Origin of the sequence: Paucibacter sp. B51, assembly GCF_027863535.1 — a bacterium.
GTDB lineage: Bacteria > Pseudomonadota > Gammaproteobacteria > Burkholderiales > Burkholderiaceae_C > Paucibacter_A > Paucibacter_A aquatilis.
Map to the genome: position 1 here is coordinate 1,097,893 of NZ_JAPIVN010000001.1, position 22,380 is coordinate 1,120,272.

Consider the following 22,380-nt stretch of genomic DNA (forward strand, 5'->3'; position numbering starts at 1 on the left):
CGCATGAGTGCGGCCACCGAGCGGCTGACGCGGCGGGCCGCGGCCCTGCTGCTGGACATCGAGGGCACGCTGGGCTCCAAGGCCTTTCTCAGCGAGGTTCTGTACCCCTACTCGCGCGAGCAGCTGCCTGCCTTCCTGGCCGCCCACGCGGCTGATCCCCAGGTGCAGCAGGCCTTGACCGACACCCAGCGTTTGGCCGAGGCCGAGGGCCTGGATGCGTCCGACCCGGTGCAGGTCTTGCTGGGCTGGATTGCGCAGGACCGCAAGGCGCCGCCCCTGAAAAAGCTGCAGGGCCTGATCTGGCGCGGCGGCTTCGAGCAGGGCGCGTTTCAAGGCCACCTCTACCCCGACGCCAGTGCCGCCCTGCGGCGCTGGCATGCGGCCGGCCTGCCGCTGGCGATCTATTCCTCGGGTTCGGTGCCGGCCCAGCGCCTGTACTTTGGCCACAGTGTGGCCGGCGATCTCCTGCCGTGTTTCCGCGCCCACTTCGACACCGATGTAGGCGCCAAGACCGAGGCCGAGTCCTACCGGCGCATTGCCGCGGCGCTGAACCTGGCCCCCGCCCAGCTGCTGTTTCTGTCCGACAGCGTGGCCGAGCTGCAGGCGGCGCAGGCGGCCGGCGTGCAGGTGCTGCATGTGCTGCGCGAAGACACGCCGGCATCGCCCGAGTTCGCGGGCCTGGCGGATTTTTCCCTCTTGCAGATCGACCCCATCCAGCCATGAAGATCCACGGCCGCCATTACCGATCCATCTGGTGGGATGCCGAGGTCAAAGGGGCCCGCCTGATCAACCAGCTGGCCCTGCCTTTTGCGTTTGAAACCCTGCTGATCCGCAGCCCGGCCGATGCGGCCCAGGCGATCCGCAGCATGGCGGTGCGCGGGGCGCCGCTGATCAGCATGGCCGCGGCCTACGGCCTGGCTCTGGGCCTGGCCCAGGATGCGTCCGACCCGGCCTTGGAGCAGACGGCGGCGATGCTCCTGGCCACACGCCCGACGGCGGTCAATCTGCGCCATGTGATGGAAACCGCGCTGCACCATCTGCGCCCCCTGACCCCGGCGCAACGGCCCGCCGCCGCCCTGGCCCTGGCCGGCGAGCTGGCCGATGACGACGTGGCCCTGTGCCGCGCCATCGGCGAGCACGGCCTGCCCTTGATCGAGGCGGCCTGGGCCGCCAAGGGTCAGCAGGGCCCGGTTCAAATCCTCACCCACTGCAATGCCGGCTGGCTGGCCACGGTGGACTGGGGCACTGCGCTGGCGCCTATCTATGCCGCACACGACCGAGGCATTCCGGTCCATGTCTGGGTGGATGAAACCCGGCCGCGCAACCAGGGCGCGCTGCTGACCGCGCTGGAGCTGGGCTGGCATGGCGTGCCGCACACCGTGGTGGCCGACAACGCCGGCGGCCATCTGATGCAGCGGGGCCAGGTGGATCTGTGCCTGGTCGGCGCCGACCGCGTCACCCGTCGCGGCGACACGGCCAACAAGATCGGCACCTACCTGAAGGCGCTGGCCGCCTTCGACAACGGCATCGGTTTTCATGTGGCCCTGCCGACGCCGACGCTCGATCTGCGCATCGACGACGGTGTGCGCGACATCCCGATCGAGGAGCGCAGCGGCGACGAGCTGCTCTGGGTGACGGGGCAGGATGCCGCCCAGCGCTCGCACACGGTGCGCATCGTGGCGCCGGGCAGTGCGGCGGCCAATCCGGCCTTCGATGTGACGCCGGCCCGGCTGATCCGCTCCTACATCACCGAGCACGGCATTGTGGACGCCGCCCAGCTGGCGCAGCTGCCCCGGCGCGGCCTTGTCTGAGCGCGGCGCGGCGTTCAAATTTGGCATCTGGGCTTGTTTTCGGCCGCTTCTGCCGCTTGACCGTCGCCCGGGCGCTGGTCAAGATGGTCCGCTATGTTGGCCACAGTCATGGAAGTCGAACGTTGGCGTCGAGCCGTCCAGCAAGGCTGGTTCGGCGTCTGGGACCTGGACGCGCGGCAGGACACGGTGCACTATTCACCGCGCTGGAAAGAGCATCTGGGCTTCCCCTATGCCCGCTCGGCCGACCACACGGCGTTCTGGCGCTGCCGGGTCCACCCCGAGGATCAGGCGGCCATGCTGACAGCCTTGCGCGCCCATCTGGACGGCAGCCAGCCCAGCTATGAGGCCCGCTTCCGCTTGCGCAGCAATGGCTCGGGCTACCGCCAGATGCTCTCGCGCGGCCTGGTGCTGGAGCGTGATGCCCGAGGGGAAGCCTTGCGCATGGTCGGCACCATGGTTGATCTGAGCGATCGGCCTGCTTCACCGACCCCACAGGGGTGGGTGGAAGACGCGGGCGGGGCCACGGGCGTGGGCATCAGCGCCGAGCTGCCCTTCCACCAGCAGTTGCTGGGCGATGCTCAGGCGGCCACCTTGAGCGCCCGCAGGCGGGCCGGCACGGCCCCGAGCAACCCGACCCGCATGTTCGACCTGGTCGGCGATCTGCTGGACCAGACCTTGCGGCAGGCCCTCGTCAAGGCCTGATCGGCCGTTCGGGGCCCCCGGGCCTCCAGGCGTTTCAACCGTCGCATCCCGCACAGGCCTATGTTCGGGCGCGCTCTGTTCCAATCGCGCTTTCCGCCTGAAAACGCTCGTTCCATGTCCGCTGCCGAACGCCTCCCTGCATCCGACGACATCCAAGCCGGCGCGCCCGCGCGCTGGCAGGTCTGGATCGACCGCGGCGGCACCTTCACCGACTTGGTCGGCCGCGCGCCGGATGGCCAGCTGCACACGCTCAAGCTGCTGTCCGAGAACCCCGAGCAGTACCGCGACGCCGCGGTCGAGGGCATACGCCGCCTGCTGGGCCTGCGGCCCGGCGAGGCGATCACGCCGGCCCAGCTCGAATGCGTGAAGATGGGCACGACGGTGGCCACCAATGCCCTGCTCGAGCGCAAGGGCGACCCGACCCTGCTGGTCACCACGCGCGGTTTTCGCGATGCGCTGCGCATCGCCACCCAGGCGCGGCCGCAGCTGTTCGCGCGCCAGATCGTGCTGCCCGAGCTGCTCTACAGCCGCGTGGTCGAGGCGCAGGAGCGCATGGCGGCCGATGGGCAGACGGTGCAGGCTCTCGACGAAGCCGATCTGCGCGCTCAGCTGCAAGCAGCTTTCGATGCCGGCCTGCGCGCCTGCGCCATCGTCTTCATGCATGCCTACCGCTACCCGGCGCACGAGCAGCGCGCCGCGGCCTTGGCGCGCGAGATCGGCTTCAGCCAGGTTTCGGTCTCGCACGAGGTCAGCCCGCTGATGAAGCTGGTGCCGCGTGGCGACACCACCGTGGTCGATGCCTACCTGTCACCCATTCTGCGGCGTTATGTCGAGCAGGTGGCTTCGCAGATGCCGGGCGTGCCGCTGTTCTTCATGCAAAGCTCGGGCGGCCTGACCGAGGCGAGGCGCTTCCAGGGCAAGGACGCCATCCTGTCCGGCCCGGCCGGCGGCATCGTCGGCATGGTGCGCACAGCCCTGGCCGCCGGTCATCGCCAGCTGATCGGCTTTGACATGGGCGGCACCTCCACCGATGTCAGCCATTACGCCGCCAGCGCCGCAGAAGACGCCGCGCCGGCCTACGAGCGTGCCTTTGACACCGAGGTGGCCGGCGTACGCATGCGCGCGCCGATGATGAGCATCCACACGGTGGCGGCCGGGGGCGGCAGCATCGTGCGCTTCGATGGCGCGCGTCTGCGTGTGGGGCCCGAGTCGGCCGGTGCGAACCCTGGCCCGGCCTGTTACTGCCGCGGCGGCCCCTTGACCACCACCGACGCCCAGCTGTTGCTGGGTCGCATCCAGCCCGAGTACTTCCCGCGCTTGTTCGGCCCGCAGGGCGATCAGGCGTTGGATCTGGCGGCGTCGCGCGCGGGCTTCGAGGCCTTGGCGGCGCAGATGAGTGCGGCCAGCGGCCGACCGATCACCGCAGAAGAGGTAGCCAGTGGCGCGCTGGAGATCGCGGTAGGTGCCATGGCCAATGCGGTCAAGAAGATCTCGGTGGCGCGCGGTTATGACGTCAGCGCCTACAGCCTGCAGTGCTTTGGCGGCGCGGGCGGCCAGGCCGCCTGCCGCGTGGCCGATGCCCTGGGCATGAGCGTGGTGCTGGCCCACCCGCTGGCCGGCGTGCTGAGCGCCTACGGCATGGGCCTGGCCGACCAGATCGCCTTGCGTGAGGCTTCGCTGGAGCTGCCGCTGGATGCGGCCGGCCTGGTCGCCGCCCGCGCCCTGGCCGACCGCCTGCACGAGGCCGCTCGCACCGAGCTGTTGGCCCAAGGCCTGGCCGGAGATCGGCTGCTGCAGCAAACCAAGCTGCAGCTGCGCTACCAGGGTACGGACACGGCGCTCAGCTGCACGCTCGATGACGGTGCCACGCTGGCGGGCTTGCAGGTGGCCTTCGAGGCCGCCTATCGCCAACGCTTTGCCTTCTTGATGCCGGGCCGAGGCCTGGTGATCGAGGCTGTGGCGGTGGAGTGCAATGCGCCCGGTGCCGCTTTGGCGGCCACAGCCCCGGCGCAAGACCTGACCTCATATGAGCCACGGGCGACCGCCGAGCTGGCCATGTACTGCCCGGCCGATGAGCAGCCGGCCGGCTGGCGCCCGGCGCGACTCTACCAACGCGAGCAGCTGCAGCCTGGGGCCCGCATCGCCGGCCCGGCCATCCTGGCCGAACGCAATGCCACCACCGTGGTCGACCCCGGCTGGCAGGCCGACCTGCAGGCCGACGGCTTGCTCCTGCTGCGCCGTGTGCGGCCGCGCGTGAGCGCTCACGCCATCGGCACCGAGGCCGACCCGGTGATGCTGGAGGTCTTCAACAACCTGTTCATGAACATCGCCGAGCAGATGGGGCTGCGCCTGCAGAACACGGCCTACTCGGTCAACATCAAGGAGCGGCTCGATTTCTCCTGCGCCCTGTTCAGCGCCGCGGGCGAGCTGATCGCCAACGCGCCCCACATGCCCGTGCATCTGGGCTCGATGAGTGAGTCGATCAAGACCGTGATCGAGCGCAACCCGGACATGAAGCCCGGGGATGTCTACGTGCTCAACGATCCGTATCACGGTGGCACCCACCTGCCCGACATCACCGTCGTGACGCCCGTCTATCTGGATGGAGCTGCTCCGGAAGCACGACCGGACTTCTACGTCGCCTCGCGCGGCCACCATGCCGACATCGGCGGCATCAGCCCCGGTTCCATGCCGCCGTTTTCCAGCACCATCGACCAGGAAGGCGTGCTGATCGACAACTTCAAGCTGGTGGAGGCAGGCCGCCTGCGCGAGGCCGAGCTGCTGGCGCTGCTGGCCAGCGGCCCGCATCCTTCGCGCAACCCGCAGCAAAACCTGGCGGACTTGCGCGCCCAGATTGCTGCCAACGAGAAGGGCGTGCAGGAGCTGCAGGCCATGGTGGCCCAGTACGGTCGCGCCACTGTGGCGGCGTACATGCAGCATGTGCAGGACAACGCCGAGGAATCGGTGCGCCGTGTCATCACCGCCTTGCGTGACGGCCAGTTCACACTGAGCCTGGACAATGGCGCGCAGATCCAGGTGGCGGTGCGCGTCAATGCGGCCGAGCGCAGCGCCTGCATCGATTTCAGCGGCAGCAGCGCCCAGCAGCTGACGAACAATTTCAACGCACCCAAGGCCATCACCATGGCGGCGGTGCTTTATGTCTTCCGCACCCTGGTGGATGATCAGATCCCGCTCAACGCCGGCTGCCTGAAGCCGCTGCAGGTGATGGTGCCCGAGGGCTGCATGCTCAACCCGCGCGCGCCGGCGGCCGTGGTGGCGGGCAATGTCGAGACCTCCAGCTGTGTCACCAATGCGCTCTACGGCGCCCTGGGCGTGCTGGCGGCCAGCCAGTGCACCATGAACAACTTCACCTTCGGCAACGCGCGCCACCAGTACTACGAGACGATTTCCGGCGGCTCTGGCGCCGGCCCCGGTTTTGACGGGACCAGCGTGGTGCAGACCCACATGACCAACTCGCGGCTGACCGACCCCGAGGTGCTGGAGTTCCGCTTCCCGGTGCGCCTGGACGGTTACGAGATCGTGCCCGGCAGCGGCGGCGCGGGCCGCTGGCGCGGCGGCAATGGCGGCGAGCGCCGTATCCGCTTCCTGGAGCCGATGACGGCGGGCATCTTGAGCAATGGCCGCGAGCGTGGCGCCTTCGGCCTGGCCGGTGGCGCTGCGGGTGCGCCGGGCGCCAACTGGGTTGAGCGGGTCGACGGCCGGCGCGAAGTGTTGCCTCACATCGGCCAGGCCGAGATGCAGGCCGGCGATGTTTTCGTCATTCGCACCCCCGGAGGCGGGGGGTATGGGGCCGATGCCGATGAAAAAACCGCCTGAGCCAGAGAGAATGTGAACAAGACCGAACACGTATTTGTGGTCTGGTGTTTTGTAGCCAAGAGGCGTAGAGGAAGTTCACGGTGAAGCCAAGCAGCTCGGGCCGGCAGAGAAATGCCCTCGCAGTCCACGCGCGACCCCTGGTCGGGCTGCTGCTTGCCTGCACCCTGGGGGTGTCTTCCGCAGACCCGGTGGTGAACCCGGCTCTGGCGCCGTTGGATATGAGCAAGCTGCTGCAGGCGCCGCAAACGGGCTTGGTTCCCGGAACGGGTCTGGGCATGGGGGTGGGCGAGAACGCCCGAACCTGGTTGCCCAAGACCGAGTTCGGCCTCAGCGCCGCCGGCGGCGGCGCGGAATGGAACCCGAGTGGCAACGCGGCCGACGATGCCCGAGCCGAGGAGCAGAACGCCAGCAAGCCGCGCCCGTCCAGTGCCGCCGAGGCGCGCGGCTCGGCCCGACCCGATGCACAAGGGGGCGCCAGGGCTGCGCCGGCCGTGAATCGCCCCATGGCGGTCGATGACGGCCTGTTTGGCGAGGCCTTGCGCGAGCTGCATGACACCCACGAGTTCAAGGACCTGAAAGAGCTGTGGCGCGATGCCAATGCCGGGGTCAACAAGTTTCGCGACGGCTTTCTTTTCGAAACCCCCAGTGAAGAAGAGCTGGCACAGCGCCGCAGCGCCCGCGAGCGGGTGGACGGGCCCGGTGGTGCCACGGGGTATGGCGGCGGGGCCGCCAACTCCAGCTACCGCCCGCGCTCAGCGGCGGAGCTGGAGCGAGACGACATCCTGATCTCGGTGATGATCAAGCGCATGATCGAAGAGATCACGCCCTGGGCCATTGGCCTGGTGCTCAGCCTCTTGATCCTGCGCGCCGGTCTGGGCTACTGGCGCGCCCAGGCGCGTCAGCTGAATCGCTCGCAGATGGGCGGCCGGGGCGGCGTCTATCGCCCCTGAGCTTCAGCCTCAGGCTCAGGCTCAATCCTGCCGCAAGCATTCGATCGGCAGCAGGCGTGAAGCGCGCCGCGCCGGGTAGTAGCCGAAGAACAGGCCCACGCCGCTGGCAAAACCGATCGCCACCATGATGTGCTTGGGCGCCAGGCTCATGGCGAACGAGGTGTTGGCATTGACGCCCCAGGCGCCCAGGGCGGCGATGCTCAGGCCGATCAGGCCGCCCAGCAGGCACAGCACCACGGCTTCACCGAGGAATTGCCAGAGCACATCGCGCGGCTTGGCGCCGATGGCCATGCGGATGCCGATCTCACGTACCCGCTCGGACACGCTGACCAGCATGATGTTCATGATGCCGATGCCGCCCACCAGCAGCGAGACCGCGCCGATCAGGCCCAGGCCGATGGACAGGCCGCCGGCAATGGCCGCGCCTGATTTGGCGATGCTGGCCAGGTTGGTGACGGCGAAGTCGTCGGGCTTGTCGCCGGTGATGCGGTGGCGGTCGCGCAGCAGTTCTTCCACATCGAGCTGGGCCTCGGCCAGGCCGGCGGCGCTGTGGGACTGCACGCTGATGTAGTGCACGCTGCCCGGGCGCTGCAAGCGCATGGGCATGGCGCTGATGGGCACCAGGATCAGCTCGCCCAGCTCGGTGCCGTCCAGGGTGCGGCCGCTGCCGCCCAGCACGCCGATGACGGTGAAGGGCTGTCCGTCCAGGCGCACGGTTTGGCCCAGGGGGTTGCGGTTGCTGAAATGGTCGGCCGCCAGCTTGGAGCCGATCACCGCCACCCGAGCGGCGGCCTGCACATCGCGTTCATCCAGCGGCACGCCCTGCTCCACCTGCCAGCTGCGCAGGGCCAGCATGGCCGGTGTGGTGCCCAGCACCGTCTGGTTGCTGTTGCTCTCGCCGTACTGCACCTGGAAAAAGCCCTGCAGCGCCGGCGCCGCGCCCTTGAGGCTGGGCAGCTCCGCCAGGGCGCGCGCGTCGGCGACCGTCAGGGCCGGCACCTCGCCGGTGCGTCGCTTGACGCCGCCGCCGTCCACCGGCGTGCCGTTCTGCACGATCAGCTGGTTGCTGCCCAGCACGGCCAGCTCCTTGTCGATGAAGGCGCGCACGGCATCGCCGACGCTGAGCATCAACAGCACCGAGGCAATGCCGATCACCACGCCCAGCATGGTCAGGGCGCTGCGCAGGCGGTTGGCGTTCAGGGAACGCAGGGCCTCGAGAAAAATCTGCATCGGGTTCATGCGTGCGCCTGTTCGGAAGGCAGGCCATCGAAGGCGACGCGGCCGTCTTTCAGACGCACCAGGCGCTTGGCATGCAGGGCCACATCGGGTTCATGGGTCACCAGCACGATGGTCAGGCCTTGTTCACGGTTGAGTTTTTCCAGCACGGCCAGCACTTCCACCGTGGTCTGGGTGTCGAGGTTGCCGGTGGGCTCGTCGGCCAGCAGCAGGGGCGCTTCATTGGCCAGGCTGCGGGCGATGGCCACCCGCTGCTGCTGGCCGCCGCTGAGCTGGTTGGGCATGCGTTTGGCCAGTGCGCCCAGGCCCACGGCTTCCAGCAAGGTCTGCGCCCGCGCCTTGGCCTCGCTGCGGCTGCGGCCGCCGTAGATCAGGGGCAGGGCCACGTTTTCGAGCACGCTCATGCGCTTGAGCAGGTTGAAGCTCTGGAACACAAAGCCGATCTCGCGGTTGCGCAGGGTGGCGTGCTCGGTGGCGCTCAGCTGGCTGACATCGCGGCCCTGCAGCAGCAGCTGGCCGCTGTCGCAGCGGTCGAGCAGGCCCATCAGGTTCATCAGCGTGCTCTTGCCCGAGCCGCTGGAGCCCATCAAGGCCAGGTAGTCGCCGCGCTGCACGGTCAGGTCGATGCCGTGCAAGACTGGCGTTCGCACATCGCCGCTGAGGTAGCTCTTGGTGATGCCGCGCAGCTCCAGCACCGGGGCGGCGCCGAGGCTCACAGCTCCTCCTTCTTGTCCTTGGACGCGCGCCGGGTGACCACGGCATCGCCGCGCTTCAGGTCGCCGCTGAGCAGCTCGGTGAAGCGGGTGTTGGAGATGCCGACCGTGATCTCGTGCGCTTTGAGGTTTTGCTCGGCGTCCACGGTGTAGACCTTGTAGACACGGGCGTTGCCGCGCAGATTGCTGAGCACGCCGTCGTCGTCGGGGCGGGCGGCCTCGCTCTTGGGGGCTGAGGCGGCGGACGCGGCGGATGCGGCAGCTTTGGCGGCCTTGCCCTGCGGCTTGAGGTCGTCTTCGTCGGGCTTGAAGCGCAGGGCGGCCGTGGGCAGGCGCAGGGTTTTGCCTTTGCTGGCCACCACGATGCGGGTCTGCGCCGTCATGCCGGGCTTGAGGATGCCGTCCGGGTTGGGCACGTTCACGATCACGGTGTAGGTGACCACGCCCTGGGTGTTGGTGGCGTTCAGGCGGAACTGCTCGACCTTGCCCTCGAACTCGCGGTTGGGGTGGGCATCGACCACGAAGCGCACCACCTGTCCGTTCTGGATCAGGCCGGCATCGGCCTCGCTGACATTGGTCTGAATGACCATCTCGCGCAAGTCCTTGGCGATCAGGAACAGCTCGGGCGTCTGGAAGCTGGCGGCCACGGTCTGGCCGACATCGACGCTTCGCTTGATCACCACCCCGTCCACCGGGGCGCGGATCACGGTGTTGCCGAGGTCGGTCTCGGCCGCATCAAGCTGGGCACGGGCGATGCCCAGGTTGCCGCGCGCCACCTCCAGCTCGCGCAGGCTCTGGTCGCGCTGCGGCGCGGCGATATAGCCCTGGGCCTTGAGCGCCTCGTTGCGCTCCAGGTTGCCGCGTGCAAACGCCACCTGGGCCTCGGCCGAGGCCAACTGGGCCTTGGCCTGGCGCACCCGGGCCTGGAAATTGGCCGGGTCGATGCGCAGCAAGACCTGACCCTTCTTGACCGTGTCGTTGAAATCGACCAGGCGCTCGGCCACCGTGCCGCTGACCGCTGCGCCGACCACCACCGTGGTCACCGGCTGCAGATTGCCGTTGGCCATCACCACCTGGGTGATGGCGCCCTCGTCGATGGCGGTGCTGCGGAAGCGCTCCGGCGGTGGCTTGTGTTCTCCGCGGTTGAAGGCCACCCAGCCGGCGCCGGCCAGACCGAGGACCACGAGGGCGACGACGCTGCGCCGGGCAAAGAGTTTTTTGAGCGTGTTGGAAAGTGCCATGGCGGCTTTCTAACCGCGAAGGCGAGGGCGGGGAAGCATGCGAAGCGATTTTTGCGATCAATCGACAGATGAGCCGTATCAATGGCGGGGCTGGCTACCGCCCCCCCGGGTTTTCACCGGGTCGATGACTTCCGACGCGCGCGCGCCCGCACGACACAATTTCGAGATCAGGAGTCACCCTTTTTGTCAGTGCGCGCCGCCACTGGCAGGCGCGTCGCCGGGGCCCTGAACAGACCCGGGGCCACCGCCCCCGCAAAGGAAACCATCCATGTCCTTGAAATTCCCTGGCCCCGTGGCCACTGCCACTGCCTCCGCGATTGCCCTGGCCATCGCCGCCCTGCCGGCTCTTGCCGCCGACCCCAAGCAAGCGCCCGAGGCCCCGGCCGGCGCGGCCGCGCCCGCAGCCTCGGCTGCCCGTCCGGCCACCCCACCGGCTGCGCCCGACGCCAGCGAACCCAAGCCCTTTGACAAGGTCATCACGGCCGAGGCCAAGAGCCAGACCGGCCTGTTCAACATCCACAGCCTCAAGGGCAAGACCTATTTCGAGATTCCCAAAGCCCTGCTGTCCAAGCCCCTGCTGATGGTGGCCACGGCCACCGCGGTGCCGGCCAATGTGGACCATGTCGGCAAGGAGCTGAACACCGAGGTGGTGCGTTTCACCCTGCAAGGCAACCGGGTCTATCTGCAGGTGATGTCGCATGCCTTCGTGGCCGACCCGAGCCGGCCGATTGCACCTTCGGTGGACGCCTCGCAGCGTGACACCATCGTGCTGAGCTTCCCGGTCGAGGCTTTTGCCAAGAGCGGCGCGCCGGTGATCGAGGTCACCCGTCTGTTCAACAGCGAGGTCGGTGATTTCTCGGCCCGTGGCATCGTGCGCGGCAACTCGGTGGACCCGAGCCGCAGTTATATCGACAGCACCAAGGCCTTTGCCGGCAGCCTGCGCATTGACGCGGTGCACACCTACGGCGTGACGCCCACCCCGGTCACTCTGCCCCCGGGCCTGCCGCCGGGCTTCCAGCTGCCGCCGCAGCCGCCCAAGTTCGCCAGCGTCAATGTGGCCTACAACCTGGTGCAGCTGCCTGAAGTGCCGATGCAGCCGCGCATCATGGACGACCGCGTCGGCTTTTTCAGCATCGCCCGCGTCGACTTCGGCAGCGATGCGCAAGAGAGCAAGCGCGAGCGCCTGATCACCCGCTGGCGTCTCGAAAAGAAGGACCCGAGTGCCGCCCTGAGCGAGCCGGTCAAGCCCATCGTCTGGTACATCGACAGCTCCACCCCGAGCAATCTGGTGCCCTATGTGAAGAAGGGCATCGAGGCCTGGAATGTGGCGTTTGAGGCCGCCGGCTTCAAGAACGCGGTGCAGGCGCGCACCTTCCCGAGCAAGGAAGAAGACCCCGAATTCGACCCCGCCGATGTGCGCTACAGCATCATCCGCTGGGTGCCGAGCCCGATTGCCAATGCCTACGGTCCCCACCTCAGCGACCCGCGCAGCGGCGAGATCCTGAACGCCAACATCGTGATGTATCACAACATCATGCAGCTGCAGCGCGACTGGTACATCACCCAAGCCGGTGCTGTCGATCCGCGCGCCCAGCAGCTGCCGCTGCCCGACGATCTGATGGGCGAGCTGGTCGGCTATGTGGTGACGCACGAAGTCGGCCACTCGCTGGGCTTTCCGCACAATATGAAGGCCAGCTCGACCTACCCGGTCGACAAGCTGCGCGATGCCAAATGGCTCAAGGAAATGGGCCATGTGCCTACCTTGATGGACTACAGCCGCATCAACTACGTGGTGCAGCCCGAGGACAAGATCGACCCGGCCCTCTTGATCCCCAAGATCGGCCCCTACGACATCTTCGCCACCAAATGGGGCTATGCGCCCATTCCCGAGGCCAAGACCGCGGCGGCCGAGAAGCCGGTGCTGGACAGCTGGATCCGCGAGCAGGACAGCAAGCCCTGGCTGCGCTTCACCTCGCCCAAGGGCGAAGGCGAGTACGGTGACACCACCGAAGCCGTGGGCGACGCCGATGCCGTGTACTCCACCGGCCTGGGCATCAAGAACCTGCAGCGCATCGTCAAGCAGCTGCCCAAGTTCGCGCTCAAGGATGGCGACAGCGACAAGAACCTGGAAGACCTGTACCGCGCCAGCTGGGGACAGTGGGGCCGTGAGTTGGGCCATGTGACCGCCATCGTCGGCGGCTACAACTATCACAACAAGCATGGCGGCCAGGCCGGCGCCGTCCACAGCCCGGCCCCCAAGGCCAAGCAGGCCCAGGCCGTGGCTTTCCTGAACGAGCAGCTGTTCAAGACCCCGAGCTGGTTGTTCGAGCCCGCCATCCTGGAGCGCGTCAAGCCCTCGGAACCCGCGAACATGCTGCTGAGCGCTCAGCGCAACACCTTGCGTGCCCTGCTGGATCGCAGCCGCAGCGCCCGATTGCTGGCCCAGGAAGCCGCCGCGCCCGAGGGCAAGGCTTACCGCCTGGACGAGCTGCTCGCGGATCTGCGCAGCGGTGTCTTCAGCGAGCTGAACGCCGGCGCCGCCAAGGTCAGCGTGCCGCGCCGCAATCTGCAGCGCGCTTATGTGGAGCTGCTGGCCGAGCGCCTGGCGGCGCCCGGTGCCTCCGGTGCGGAAGAAGGCCGCCCGGCCGTGCGCGCCGAGCTCAAGGGCCTGAAGTCGCTGTTCAGCGCCAAGGCTACTTCGGCCGGGGACCGCGTGATCAAGGCCCACTTGGACGAGCTGGCCGATCTGGCCGGCAAGGCCCTGGACCCGCGCGCTTCTGCCGCCACGGCCAGCGCGGCCGCCCTGCCGGTGGCCCGCCCGGGCCTGGACGAAGAAGGCCGCTTCGGCCACCAGCACAGCGAGGCCTGCTGGCCGCAGCTGGCGCCCTGAGCGATCGGGCTTGATCCGTCCACCTGCGGGTGGGCGTGAATGAAAAGGAAAAGGCGAGCCGCGAGGCCCGCCTTTTTTCATGCCGGCCCATGGCCTCCGGGGTTTCAGCCCGGCCAGCCCTCGAGCACCAGCTTGCCCTCGGTGTGCTGGCCTTCCAGCCGCTGGTGGGCCTGCTTGAGCGTGGCGGCCGAGATGGGCCCGAGCACCTCGGCCAAGGTGCTGCGCAGCGTGCCGGCGTCCACCCGCCGTGCTACCTCGGCCAGCAGGGCGCCGACCTCGGCCACATCATGGCTGGCGTGCAGGGCGCGGGCGAACATCAGCTCCCAGTGCAGGGACAGGGCCTTGCCCTTGAGCGCCATCACATTGACGGCCTCGGGCGGGAAATCGTCGATCAGGCCCAGCCGGCCCTGCACCTCCAGCGCCTCGACCAGGTCGGCGAAATGCTGGCCAGTGTGGCTCAGGCTGGCGGCGTAGCGGATCGGAGGAAGTTGGTGCTGGCTCACCAGCTGCTTCAGCTGTGGCGCCAGGGGTTGGCGGTGGTCCACCACATGGTGGGCGCCCAGGGCTTGCAGGCGGGCGGCGGTGTCGGGCCGGCTGGTGCTGGCGATCAGGGTCAGGTGAGGCAGTTGGCGGGCCAGTTGCAAGAGGATGGAACCCACCCCGCCATTGGCTGCGGTGACCAGCAGGCTGACCGGGCGCTCGGGCTGGTGTTGCACCTGCAGGCGGTCGAACAGCAGCTCCCAGGCGGTGATGGCGGTCAGCGGCAGGGCGGCCGCTTCGGCGTCGCTGAGCGAGGCCGGTGCCCGCGCAGCCAGGCGGTGGTCCACGGCCTGGAACTGGGCATAGCTGCCCGGCCGGTTGATCTCGCCGGCGTACCAGACCCGGTCGCCCGGCTGGAAGCCCTGCACCTCGGTTCCGACCTCGCGGACGATGCCCACCGCATCCCATCCCAGCAGCACCGGCGTCTGCGCCTCGGCGGCCGGCCGGCTCAGGCGAACTTTCACATCGACCGGGTTGACGGCGATGGCACTCACCTCGACCAGCAGATCGCGCGGGCCGGGTGTGGGGCGGGGCAGCTCCAGGTCCAGCAAGGACTCGGGTGCCGTGAGGGGCAGGTTCTGGAAATAGCCAACAGCTTTCATGGGATGACTCCGGTGAGGCCGGGACCATCCCGGCGATGGACGCTATCCTCCGCCTGATTGGTTTTCTGAAAAAGCCATGAATCAAAGCGACTGTTTCAAGTGAAAATTGAAAATACCGACGAGCTGCGCCTGCTGCTGGAATGTGCCCGGGGCGGCAGCCTGACGGCGGCCTCCAAGGTCATGGACATCACGCCGGCGGCGGCCAGCGCCATGCTCAAGAAGCTGGAGGCCCGCCTGGGCCTGCGCCTGGTGGAGCGCAGCACGCGGGCCCTGCGCCTGACCCAGGCCGGCGAGCAGTTGCGCGAGCATGGCCAGCGTGCGCTGGAGCTGCTGGACGAGGGCCTGGCGCTGGCGCTGGAGGCCGACCCGGTGGCCGCCGCCGCCGGCAGCCGTGCCGCGGGCGCCGACACCCCGCGCCTGCGCGGCCGCATCCGCGTCTCGGCGCCCAGCGATCTGACCCGCCAGCTGCTGCTGCCCTTGTTCGACGAGTTTCTGGCACGCCATCCGGCGGTGGAGCTGCAGCTGAGCGTCAGCGATTCCGTGCTGGACCTGCTCAAGGACGAGGTCGATCTGGCCCTGCGCTACGGCCAGCTGCCCGACTCGGGCCTGGTGGCGCGCCGCCTGGCCTCGGTCCACCGCATGGCCGTGGCCAGCCCGGCCTATTTGGAGCGCCATGGCCGGCCCCGCCATCCGAGCGAGCTGAGCCAGCACGCCTGCCTGAGCTTCAAGATCCGCAACCGGCTGGAGCGTAGCTGGCGCTTTCGTCCGCGCGGGCAGGAGGCCGCCGCGCCCCTGGTGGTGGCGGTGCAGGGCCCGCGCAGCTGCGATGACGCATCCATCGCCCATCTCTGGGCGATCCAGGGCCTGGGCGTGATCTACAAGAGCGCCCTCGATGTGCGCCTGAGCCTGGCCCGCGGTGAGCTGGTCGACCTCTTCCCCGACTGGCAGGGTGACCACCTGCCCCTGCACGCCCTCATGCCCAGCCAGCGCTTTCTGCCGCAGCGGGTGCGGGCGCTGGTGGAGCATCTGGCGCAGGGGCTGGCGGCGGACTGAGCTGCGAACGAGGACATCGCGACCTGGACACCGCGGCCTGGGCACCGCTGTCATTGGTCGGCCTCGGTGTCGATTCGCGCCCGCAGCCCGCACTTGGTCTCATGACAGTGGCTCGGCGTCGGCCCCGCCGCGACGATGGCGCCACATCAGCACCCACAGCCCAGGAGCGCCGCATCATGAACCACAGCCTGCCTTCCTCCCATATCGACGCCAGCGACGCGGTCGACACCCCAGAGACTCGCTTGCTGCGCGAAGCCCGCGAGCGCGTCGATGCCCAGATGGGTTTCCTCGGCCACCTGATGGTGTTTCTGGCCGTCAACGCCGGCCTGTTCCTGCTCAGCGGCTTGCAGCAAAGCTACTGGAGCTTCTTCCCGCTCTGGGGTTGGGGCCTGGGTCTGGCCATCCACGGCCTGGCCACCTTGGCCAAGCTGCACGGCCCCAACCTGCGCCAGCAGCTGATGGCGCGCGAGCTGGCGCGGCTGCGCGGCGAGCAGCGCCAGGCCTGAGGAAAGCAAGTTTGACCGATCGGATCAGGGCGGCTGTCACGAAGACGGCAAGCCGCAGTCACGGGTGGGTCATGCGGACTGGATAGCGTCCCCACATCTGCATTGATGGGGCGGCTGGCGCTGCCCGGGTCATGACCATGGCTGCGACCGATCTGCTCCTGACGCTGAATGCCGGCTCGTCCTCGCTCAAGTTCGCGCTCTACGGCCTGAGCCAGGCGCTGCCCTTGCTGGCGCATGGCCAGGTGGAAGGCCTGGGTGATGAACAACGCCCCCGCCTGCATGTCAGCCTGGCCGATGGTGAGCGTCACACGCAGGCCCTGGCGCATCAGGCGGGTCGCCCCGACCATGACACCGCGCTCGATGCCTTGCTGGCGCTGCTGCAGGCGCAGTTCCCGCGGCGCAAGGTGCGCGCCGTCAGCCACCGCGTGGTGCATGGCGGGCCTGAGTTCGCGCAGCCGGTGCGTCTCGATGCGGCGCTGCTGCAGGCCTTGGCGGCCTTCTCGCCGCTGGCGCCTTTGCATCAGCCCCACAACCTGGCGGGCGTGCGCGCGGCGCAGGCGGCCTTTCCCGCCGCCGTGCAAGTGGCTTGCTTCGACACGGCCTTCCATCGCAGCCACCCGTTTGTGGCCGACACCTTTGCGCTGCCGCGCCGCTTCTACGAGCAAGGGGTGCGGCGCTACGGCTTCCACGGCCTGTCCTACGAGTACATCGCCCGGCGCCTGCGCGAAGTGGACCCGCTGCGGGCGCAAGGCCGGGTGGTGGTGGCGCATCTGGGCAATGGCGCGTCCATGTGCGCCTTGCTGAACGGCCGTTCGGTGGCCTCCACCATGGGATTCACCGCGCTCGATGGCCTGCCCATGGGCACGCGCTGCGGCCAGCTGGACCCCGGCGTGCTGCTGTACCTGATGAGCGAGCAGGGCATGAGCGCCGCCGAGATCAGCGAGCTGCTGTACACGAATGCAGGGCTCAAAGGCTTGTCCGGTGAGTCGCACGATGTGCGGGTGCTGGAGGCCTCGGGCTCGGCCGCAGCGCGCGAGGCCCTGGCCTATTTCGTCGATCGCGCGCGGCGCGAGTTGGCCGGCATGACGTCCTGCCTGGGCGGACTGGACGCCCTCGTTCTGACCGGCGGCATTGGCGAGAACGCCGTGGGCGTGCGCGCTGCCCTTCTGCGCGATCTGGCCTGGATGGGCATTCAACTGGACCCCGAGGCCAACCGCGACAACGCCGCCGTGATCAGCAGCCCGGGCTCGCCCGTTTGCGTGCGGGTCATGCCCACCGACGAAGAACGCATGCTGGCCGAGCATGCGCTGGAACTGCTGGCTGGCGACGCCGGCTCCACCCCGCCCCCCGAACTCACCTGTTCCCTGGACTAGCCATGAGCCCCAAATTCAGTGTCAGCCATGCCGCACAGCGCCACCGCGAGGAGCTGGCCACCTGCTCGCGCCTGACGGAACGTCTGGCCCAGGCGCAGCAGCGCCAGACCGAGCGCATGCGCCACAGCCATCTGGCGCGCAGCCAGGCGCTCTGGGATCAAGCCTTGAGCCTGGCCCAGTCCTTCTGGGCCATGGCCCTGGGTGGCCAGCTGCCGCAGCAGGCCGGCAGCTATGCGGTGGATGCGGCGCAGCGCCTGTGCCTGACCCTGGACACCCTGCGTGAGCGTGGCAACCAGGACCAAGCCCACGAGGCCGCCGGCACGCCGCCGGTGCTGGACTATGACTACGAGGAAGTGGTCGACGGCCGCCTGCTGCCGCGCCCGGTCAACTACCGCCTCTTGCGCATCACGCCGCCGGCCGGCGTCGAGGTGATGGACTGGAAGCGGCCCTACATGATCATCGACCCGCGCGCCGGCCATGGCGCCGGCATCGGCGGCTTCAAGCATGACAGCCAGGTGGGCGTCGCCCTGCGCGCCGGCCACCCGGTCTACTTCGTCGTCTTCCGCCAGCACCCCGAGCCGGGTCAGACCCTGGCCGATGTGATGCGCGCCGAGGCCGGCTTCATCCAGGAGATCCGCCGCCTTCACCCCGAGGCGCCCAAGCCCGTGGTGGTGGGCAACTGCCAGGGCGGCTGGGCCACCCTGGTGCTGGCGGCGGCCAACCCCGAGATCTCAGGCCCCTTGGTCATCAATGGTGCGCCGGTGGCCACCTGGTCGGGCAAGCTGGGCGAGAACCCGATGCGCTACAACGGCGGCCTGCTCGGCGGCGCCCTGCCGGCGCTGCTGATGTCGGACCTGGGCCATGGCGAGTTCGACGGCGCCCATCTGGTCTCCAACTTTGAGCAACTCAACCCCAGCCGCAATTTCTTCGGCAAGTACTTTGACCTCTACCGCGAGGTGGACACGCGGCGCCAGAGCTTTCTGGAGTTCGAGCGCTGGTGGGGAGGTTTTCATTTCTCCAACGAGGCCGAAATCCGCTGGATCGTCGAGCAGCTCTTTGTTGGCAACCGTCTGTCGCGCGGCGAGGCCCAGCTGGAACCGGGCCGCCATCTGGACCTGAAGGCGATCCGCTCGCCCATCATTGTGTTCGCCAGCCGCGGCGACAACATCACGCCGCCGCAGCAGGCGCTGAACTGGATCGTCGACACCTATGCCGACGAGCACGAGATCCGCATCCGCGGCCAGCGCATCCTCTACATGGTCCACGACAAGGTCGGGCATCTGGGCATCTTTGTGTCTTCCTCGATCGCCAACAAAGAGCACACCGAGATGGCCTCGACGCTCAAGACCATCGAGTCCCTGCCGCCCGGTCTGTACGAGATGACCATCGATGCGGTGCAGGGCGAGGGCCATGCCGAGCATTTCACCGTCAGCTTCCACGAGCGCCGGCTCAGCGATATTGTCGAGAGTGAGGCCCACGAAGGGCGCGAGCAGGAGCACGACTTCGCCGCCGTGGCCCGCCTGTCCGCCCTGGGCACCGATGCCTACGAGCTGGCCCTGCGCCCCGCGGTGCAGGCCCTGGTCACGCCGCAGCTGGCGCAGCTGATCCGTGACGCCCATCCTGCACGCATCAGTCGCCGGGCCTTTGCCGACTCGCACAACCCGGCCATGAAGTGGCTGGGCCAGATGGCGCCCCAGCTGCAGGCTCAGCGCCGGCCGGCCGCATCCGACAACCCCTGGCTGGCGCTGGAGCAGCTCTCGGCCCAGGGCTTGACGCAGGGCATGGACCTGCTGCGCGATCTGCGCGACGCAGCCTACGAGAACAGCTTTCTGGCGATCTACGGCACGCCCTTCATGCAGTGGCTGGGCCAGCCCTTCGCGCGCGAGCGCGTCCACAAGGACCCGGCCGAGTTGCGCTACCTGCCCGAGGTGCAAGCCATGCTGCTGGGCCTGGACAACGGCGGCTACCGCAGCACGGTGATCCGCATGCTGATTCTGCTGGCCGAGTCGCGCGGCTCGGTGCGGCGCGACCGCTTGGAGCGCTCCGCCGAGGTGCTGACTCAGCGCGAGCCCTTTGCCTCGCTGACGCCCGAGCGGCGCGCGGCCATGATCCGCGAGCAGTCGGTCATCATCGAGTTTGAACCCGAGGCCGCGCTGGCGGCCCTGCCGCGCCTGCTGCCGCAGCGCGAGGAACGGGGGGCGGCCTTGCAAGTGGTTGAGTACATCCTCGGCGACGTCCGCGAGATGGAGCCCCGCACCGTCGCCCTGCTGCAGCGCATGCGCGAGCTGTTTGAGCTCGTCGCGCCCGCGCCCTCTCCCGAGCTCTCTCCCGCGCCGCAAGCGCTCACCCATGCAGAGGAGGCCTGAAGGCATGAACCACGACAACAGCGCCCGCGACCCCCTGCCCAAGATCTGGGACGAGGACACCCGCATCGGCGACATGCTCAAGGGCAAGCGCGGCCTGGTGGTCGGTGTGGCCAATGGTGACAGCATCGCTTTCGGCTGCGCCGCCAAGCTGCGTGCTTTTGGCGCCGAGATTGCGCTCACCTACCTCAACGACAAGGCTCGCCCGCATGTCGCGCCCCTGGCCGAGGCCCTCGATGCACGCCTGCTGATGCCGCTGGACGTCAGCCAGCCCGGCCAGATGCAGGCCGTGTTCGAACAGCTGCGCGAGACCTGGGGAACGCTGGACTTCGTCATCCACTCGATCGCCTTTGCGCCGCGCGATGACCTGCACGGTCGGGTGATCGATTGCTCGCAGGCCGGCTTTCTGCAAGCCATGCAGGTGTCCTGCCATTCCTTCATCGAAATGGCGCGTTATGCCGAGCCCTTGATGAACCCCGGTGGCGCGCTGATCACCATGAGCTACCACGGCGCCGACAAGGTCGTGGATCACTACAACCTGATGGGCCCGGTCAAGGCCGCGTTGCAGTCCAGCGTGCGCTACCTGGCCAGCGAGCTGGCCGAGCGCCAGGTCCGCGTCTTCGCCGTCTCGCCCGGCCCGCTGCGCACCCGCGCGGCCTCCGGCATTGACCACTTCGATGCGCTGATCGACATGGCCGTCAGCCGCGCGCCCGCCCACCGCCTGGTCGACATCGCCGAAGTCGGCCGCCTGGTCGCCTTTCTGGTCGGCGGCGGAGCGTCGGGGATGACGGGGGACACGCTGTATGTGGATGGGGGGCTGCACCATATGGCGTGAGGTGCTGCTTCGGTATCGGGGAAACTAGGATTCGATAACGGGAAGCGTACGCGGCACAATCCGCCTCAGCCGCCGCTACCGCCATCCAAGGGCTTCAAGTTCAGGCATTTGCTCAGGGCGCGGGAGCGTCTAGCATGTGCGTGCACAGTGTGATGTGGACGGCTATTTCTAGGTGATTCTTGAACAGCCTTGGTGCCGTGATGCTCTCTTCAATTCTTCTACTTGCGGCCCAGAGTGCATCAGTTCTTGTGCCCTTGTCTTGCCCGCCCAGTATCCGGACGAATCAGTCTCTTACGGCCCCCGTCCAGGGTTGGCGCAGTTCAAACAACGAGTTCACCGTGGTTAACCATGAGCTTCGCGGCGGTTTCTACGGCCTGACTGATGGGCCGCCAGACAAATTGCTTCTCCTGGTTCCGAGTTCAACCGTAACGAACAAGCGCGGCCTTTTGAGCACGTGGGTGTTGGAGAAGTCAGAGGGGGTCTGGCTGGTTTGCGGCTATCAGAACACGACGATCCAGCTGTCTAAGCCATTGCCGGCAGGCTTGGTGAAGTGTTTGGTGCAAACGAACAACGAGGATGGCGGTTCTACCTTCTGGTGCGAATGAAGGCCAAGTCACCAATAGTGGCTTACTTCTGTTTCAAGCTTCCCTGAGCGGCATTGGCCATGACATCAAGTGATCGATTCCTTGGGCGAGGTCAGGCCTCAAATTCCAAGGCAACACCAGACTCCTAGACTCCACTGCGGTGACGTAGATGCCCACGCGTCGCTACCTTGGAACTTGATTTTTGGACATGCACCACAACAAGCGGCTGAGTTCTTGAACTACCGAGGGCAAGCCTCGGTCAGGACGCCAAGTGGCGCTCAGTGCTTGGCGCCACATTGGCGATCTCGAGCGAGTAGGCTTCGGGAAACCCGGCTTTCAGTAATGCGACAAACAGACGGCACAATCTCTGCTCGGCACCGAAAAGCTCGGCCCACGTTTCCCCTGTCCACGACGAACCCAGAAGTCCTCCTTCGCAGACACTCATTTGCCTTGGGCGGCGAGGTTGGCGGTGGATTCCTGGCTATCTACTGACCTGCTTAGGCCTTCAAAAAATGGCATTTGCGCGCTGCCCAAGTTGCAATCGAGCGATTCGCTACACAGTCAAAGCGTCGTCAAGTCACGGCTGGCTGAAAGATGTTGCACGCGCTTTGGGGCAGGGCGAGACCGCTGTTTTCTCTTGCATCAACTGCTGGCTTGTTCCCGAGGTCGGCGATCGTGTCTCAGTCCAGCAGCCGAGCGAGGCCGCAGAACACACTAGAAAGGGCGATGTCGGCGTCGTTGTAGAGATTGAGCAAGAAGGCTCACCATATGCTCGCTTTACAGTGGAGATCTCAAATGATGAGGGAACTTGGCGCGAACGGTTCATGCGGTGGCAAATTCAAGCTTCCGACTTTGATTCGGGTGAGACGCTTGTCGTTCCTATTGGCAAAGATTAGGCCAATGAACGTGGCAGTTGTTGGTGCATCCCCGTTTGGTGCACTTCCGGGCAATTTGCTGCGGCGGTATGTGTCATGTTGAGGCGACCTTGCCCTCACTGCTCCGAGCCCATTTCCCTTCTCTCACCCGAATGGCAAGCGCAGCGCACATCACAGGTAAAGATCTGCCCTCGATGCGGTAAACGCGTTGTCGTTCAATTCAAAGGAACGACATTTTCTGCATGGTTAGGGATTCTGGTTTTCCTGTC

General features: G+C 67.6%; 17 protein-coding genes. 13 read left to right on the plus strand and 4 right to left on the minus strand.

Going from position 1 to position 22,380, the window contains the following annotated elements:
• Positions 1-3 precede the first annotated feature (3 nt).
• The 5 genes from mtnC to OOB33_RS04705 all read left to right on the plus strand — a co-directional run bounded on the left by mtnC (position 4) and on the right by OOB33_RS04705 (position 7,300).
• Positions 4-723, plus strand: a complete 720-nt coding sequence (mtnC, locus tag OOB33_RS04685; protein WP_271007856.1) for an acireductone synthase — start codon at positions 4-6, stop codon at positions 721-723.
• On the plus strand, positions 720-1,811 hold the full coding sequence (mtnA, locus tag OOB33_RS04690; RefSeq protein WP_271007857.1) for an S-methyl-5-thioribose-1-phosphate isomerase: 1,092 nt from the start codon (positions 720-722) through the stop codon (positions 1,809-1,811). The genes mtnC and mtnA overlap by 4 nt, the downstream gene beginning before the upstream one ends.
• A gap of 108 nt (positions 1,812-1,919) precedes the next feature.
• Complete coding sequence (locus OOB33_RS04695; RefSeq protein WP_271007858.1) at positions 1,920-2,513, plus strand: PAS domain-containing protein; 594 nt, start codon at positions 1,920-1,922, stop codon at positions 2,511-2,513.
• A 114-nt stretch (positions 2,514-2,627) separates the two neighbouring features.
• Entirely contained in the window at positions 2,628-6,350 is a 3,723-nt protein-coding gene (locus OOB33_RS04700) for a hydantoinase B/oxoprolinase family protein (RefSeq protein ID WP_271007859.1), read from the plus strand.
• A 170-nt stretch (positions 6,351-6,520) separates the two neighbouring features.
• The gene (locus OOB33_RS04705; protein WP_133155240.1) at positions 6,521-7,300 is read left to right on the plus strand and encodes a hypothetical protein; all 780 of its coding nucleotides are present in this window, start codon (positions 6,521-6,523) and stop codon (positions 7,298-7,300) included.
• A gap of 21 nt (positions 7,301-7,321) precedes the next feature.
• On the opposite strand, the gene OOB33_RS04710 is transcribed toward OOB33_RS04705, so the two are convergent.
• From OOB33_RS04710 to OOB33_RS04720, 3 genes are read right to left on the minus strand one after another with little or no spacing between them, the layout of a single operon-like run.
• The gene (locus OOB33_RS04710; RefSeq protein ID WP_243392818.1) at positions 7,322-8,539 is read right to left on the minus strand and encodes an ABC transporter permease; all 1,218 of its coding nucleotides are present in this window, start codon (positions 8,537-8,539) and stop codon (positions 7,322-7,324) included.
• The gene (locus OOB33_RS04715) at positions 8,536-9,252 is read right to left on the minus strand and encodes an ABC transporter ATP-binding protein (protein WP_102768698.1); all 717 of its coding nucleotides are present in this window, start codon (positions 9,250-9,252) and stop codon (positions 8,536-8,538) included. The genes OOB33_RS04710 and OOB33_RS04715 overlap by 4 nt, the downstream gene beginning before the upstream one ends.
• Positions 9,249-10,490, minus strand: a complete 1,242-nt coding sequence (locus OOB33_RS04720; RefSeq protein ID WP_271007860.1) for an efflux RND transporter periplasmic adaptor subunit — start codon at positions 10,488-10,490, stop codon at positions 9,249-9,251. Before OOB33_RS04720 ends, OOB33_RS04715 begins: the two co-directional genes overlap by 4 nt.
• 268 nt (positions 10,491-10,758) lie before the next feature.
• On the opposite strand from OOB33_RS04720, the gene OOB33_RS04725 reads away from it, so the two are divergent.
• Entirely contained in the window at positions 10,759-13,380 is a 2,622-nt protein-coding gene (locus OOB33_RS04725; protein WP_271007861.1) for a zinc-dependent metalloprotease, read from the plus strand.
• Between the two features lie 104 nt (positions 13,381-13,484).
• Here OOB33_RS04725 and OOB33_RS04730 read toward each other — a convergent pair whose 3' ends face one another.
• Positions 13,485-14,522 carry a zinc-binding alcohol dehydrogenase family protein gene (locus OOB33_RS04730; protein WP_271007862.1) on the minus strand — a complete coding sequence of 346 codons (1,038 nt, stop codon included), beginning with the start codon at positions 14,520-14,522 and terminating at the stop codon, positions 13,485-13,487.
• A gap of 99 nt (positions 14,523-14,621) precedes the next feature.
• Here OOB33_RS04730 and OOB33_RS04735 point away from each other — a divergent pair, with 99 nt between their 5' ends.
• The 7 genes from OOB33_RS04735 to OOB33_RS04760 all read left to right on the plus strand — a co-directional run bounded on the left by OOB33_RS04735 (position 14,622) and on the right by OOB33_RS04760 (position 22,132).
• A complete protein-coding gene (locus OOB33_RS04735; protein ID WP_271007863.1) occupies positions 14,622-15,575 on the plus strand; it encodes a LysR family transcriptional regulator in 954 nt (317 codons plus the stop codon).
• Positions 15,576-15,751: 176 nt separating this feature from the next.
• Complete coding sequence (locus OOB33_RS04740; protein ID WP_102768693.1) at positions 15,752-16,081, plus strand: 2TM domain-containing protein; 330 nt, start codon at positions 15,752-15,754, stop codon at positions 16,079-16,081.
• A 137-nt stretch (positions 16,082-16,218) separates the two neighbouring features.
• Positions 16,219-17,454, plus strand: a complete 1,236-nt coding sequence (locus OOB33_RS04745; RefSeq protein WP_271007864.1) for an acetate/propionate family kinase — start codon at positions 16,219-16,221, stop codon at positions 17,452-17,454.
• A 2-nt stretch (positions 17,455-17,456) separates the two neighbouring features.
• Complete coding sequence (locus tag OOB33_RS04750) at positions 17,457-19,820, plus strand: DUF3141 domain-containing protein (RefSeq protein ID WP_271007865.1); 2,364 nt, start codon at positions 17,457-17,459, stop codon at positions 19,818-19,820.
• A 73-nt stretch (positions 19,821-19,893) separates the two neighbouring features.
• Positions 19,894-20,652 carry an enoyl-ACP reductase FabI gene (gene fabI, locus OOB33_RS04755; protein WP_271010014.1) on the plus strand — a complete coding sequence of 253 codons (759 nt, stop codon included), beginning with the start codon at positions 19,894-19,896 and terminating at the stop codon, positions 20,650-20,652.
• Between the two features lie 200 nt (positions 20,653-20,852).
• Positions 20,853-21,257 (plus strand): STY0301 family protein, encoded by a 405-nt coding sequence (locus tag OOB33_RS24510; protein WP_442953036.1) that lies wholly within the window; start codon positions 20,853-20,855, stop codon positions 21,255-21,257.
• 491 nt (positions 21,258-21,748) lie between these two features.
• Positions 21,749-22,132 (plus strand): hypothetical protein, encoded by a 384-nt coding sequence (locus OOB33_RS04760; protein WP_271007866.1) that lies wholly within the window; start codon positions 21,749-21,751, stop codon positions 22,130-22,132.
• The last annotated feature ends 248 nt before the right edge of the window (positions 22,133-22,380 follow it).

Coding starts and splice junctions, on each gene's coding strand:
- OOB33_RS04720 (WP_271007860.1), bottom strand. CDS start 10,490: ATGGCACTTTCCAACACGCTCAAAAAACTCTTTGCCCGGCGCAGCGTC.
- OOB33_RS04745 (WP_271007864.1), top strand. CDS start 16,219: ATGGCTGCGACCGATCTGCTCCTGACGCTGAATGCCGGCTCGTCCTCG.
- mtnA (WP_271007857.1), top strand. CDS start 720: ATGAAGATCCACGGCCGCCATTACCGATCCATCTGGTGGGATGCCGAG.
- mtnC (WP_271007856.1), top strand. CDS start 4: ATGAGTGCGGCCACCGAGCGGCTGACGCGGCGGGCCGCGGCCCTGCTG.
- OOB33_RS04710 (WP_243392818.1), bottom strand. CDS start 8,539: ATGAACCCGATGCAGATTTTTCTCGAGGCCCTGCGTTCCCTGAACGCC.
- OOB33_RS04725 (WP_271007861.1), top strand. CDS start 10,759: ATGTCCTTGAAATTCCCTGGCCCCGTGGCCACTGCCACTGCCTCCGCG.
- OOB33_RS24510 (WP_442953036.1), top strand. CDS start 20,853: ATGCTCTCTTCAATTCTTCTACTTGCGGCCCAGAGTGCATCAGTTCTT.
- OOB33_RS04730 (WP_271007862.1), bottom strand. CDS start 14,522: ATGAAAGCTGTTGGCTATTTCCAGAACCTGCCCCTCACGGCACCCGAG.
- OOB33_RS04695 (WP_271007858.1), top strand. CDS start 1,920: ATGGAAGTCGAACGTTGGCGTCGAGCCGTCCAGCAAGGCTGGTTCGGC.
- OOB33_RS04700 (WP_271007859.1), top strand. CDS start 2,628: ATGTCCGCTGCCGAACGCCTCCCTGCATCCGACGACATCCAAGCCGGC.
- OOB33_RS04740 (WP_102768693.1), top strand. CDS start 15,752: ATGAACCACAGCCTGCCTTCCTCCCATATCGACGCCAGCGACGCGGTC.
- OOB33_RS04760 (WP_271007866.1), top strand. CDS start 21,749: ATGGCATTTGCGCGCTGCCCAAGTTGCAATCGAGCGATTCGCTACACA.
- OOB33_RS04750 (WP_271007865.1), top strand. CDS start 17,457: ATGAGCCCCAAATTCAGTGTCAGCCATGCCGCACAGCGCCACCGCGAG.
- fabI (WP_271010014.1), top strand. CDS start 19,894: ATGCTCAAGGGCAAGCGCGGCCTGGTGGTCGGTGTGGCCAATGGTGAC.